1 protein-coding gene is annotated in these 1765 nt (G+C 75.9%); it reads right to left on the minus strand.

What is annotated here, in order from left to right; translation table 11 throughout:
• Nucleotides 1–1765, minus strand: a 1765-nt coding sequence (locus tag ACFU99_RS42680; protein WP_384403914.1) for a condensation domain-containing protein, incomplete at both ends; no start/stop codon positions are given.

Below are 1765 nucleotides of genomic sequence, written 5' to 3' on the forward strand. Positions count from 1 at the left end.
CCGTCGCCGGGGGCCGCGCGCGCCTGCTCCTTGACCGCTTTCACTACCTCTCCGGCCGCCGGGCCGCCGGACCGCGCGCCGGTCAGGTCGATGCCGTCCAGCCGGAGCCGGACCGGGTGCACGCTGGTGAACCAGCCCACCGTGCGGGAGAGATCCGTGTCTTCCGCGTCTTCCGCGTTGCCCGCGGCGTCCACGAACGGCTCGCGGCCGTGGCCTTCGATGTCCACCAGGAGCGGGGCTTCCGTGGTCCGCCGCCACTGCGCGACGGCTGCCGCCAGCGCCGCCAGCAGCACCTCGTGGACTCCGCAGTGGAACGCCGCCGGGGCGCTGCCCACCAGGGTCGCCGCCTGCCGCGCCGGTACGGTCCACGCCTGGCGCCGTACGCTCGCCGCCGTGTCCTGCGCAGGATCGAGGGGCCGGTCGCCCAGCAGCGGTTCTCCGGATTCCAGATCCAGCAGGGCCGTCCACTCGTCGAGTTCGGCCACCCGCGCCGCGTCCGTCGCCTGGGCGGCCAGGAGCTCCGTCCACCGGCGGAAGGACGTGCCCACGGGATCGAGCAGGGGCTTCCGTCCCGCCGCTACGGCCTCGCAGGCGGCGGCCAGATCCGGCAGCAGGATGCGCCAGGACACGCCGTCCACCACCAGGTGGTGCGCTACGAACACCAGCCGGCCCGGCCGCGCGGGGCCCGCGTCCAGCCACACCAGCCGGACCATCGCGCCCGCGCCCGGATCCAGCCGCCCGACCGCTTCCAGCGCCGCCCGGTCGACTGCCTCCTCCAGGCCGTCGCCGGTCACGACCACCCGGGTGACCAGGCCCGCGGCGTCTGCCCACGGGCGCTCGCCGACCACGAGCCCCGGCTGCCCGTCGATCACCTCGGCGCGGGCCCGTAGCGCGCCGTGCGTATCGAGTACGGCCCGCAGCCCGGCTGCCAACACCTCTCGTCCCACGCCGGCCGGTACGGCGACCACGGTCCACTGCGCGAAGGCGCCGCCGAGCGCGTGCTCGCCCAGCGCCCGCATCACCGGCGTCCAGGCGACCGTCCCCACGCCCGTATCCGCGTCGCGCTCCCGTGCCTCTCCCTCAGGGGAAAGGCTCGCCAGCCCCGCAGGCGACTCGTGCTCGAAGACGTCCTGTGTGCTGAACACGAGGCCCGCGCGCCGCGCCCGCGCCACGAGCTGCATGGAGGTGATGGAGTCGCCGCCCAGCTCGAAGAAGCCGTCCTCGGCGCCCACCCGCTCCAGCCCGAGCACCTCGGCGAACAGGGCGCACAGGGTCTCCTCTGCGGCGGTCCGGGGCGCGCGGTCCGTCGTCCGCGCGGCGAAGTCGGGGGCGGGCAGCGCCTTGCGGTCGACCTTGCCGTTGCCGGTCACCGGCAGCGCGTCCAGCACGACCACGGCGGCGGGCACCATGTAGTCCGGCAGGAGCCGCGCGGCGTGCTCGCGGACCGCGCGCTCGTCGAGTTCGCCTCCGTCGGACACCACGTAGCCGATGAGGCGGCGCTCGCCCGGCCGGTCCTCGCGGGCCATGACCACGGCCTGACCGACGCCGACGCACCCCGCGAGCGCCGTCTCGACCTCGCCGGGCTCGACCCGGTAGCCGCGGACCTTGACCTGGGCGTCGGCCCGGCCGACGAACACCAGCTCGGCGTCGTCGTTCCAGCGGGCCAGGTCCCCGGTCCGGTACATCCGCTCGCCGGGGGCGAAGGGGCAGGCGACGAACCGTTCCGCCGTCAGCGCCGGCCGGCCCAGGTAGCCGCGGGCCAGGC

It is taken from the genome of Streptomyces sp. NPDC057654 (assembly GCF_042800135.1).
In the GTDB taxonomy this organism is placed as follows: Bacteria; Actinomycetota; Actinomycetes; order Streptomycetales; family Streptomycetaceae; genus Streptomyces.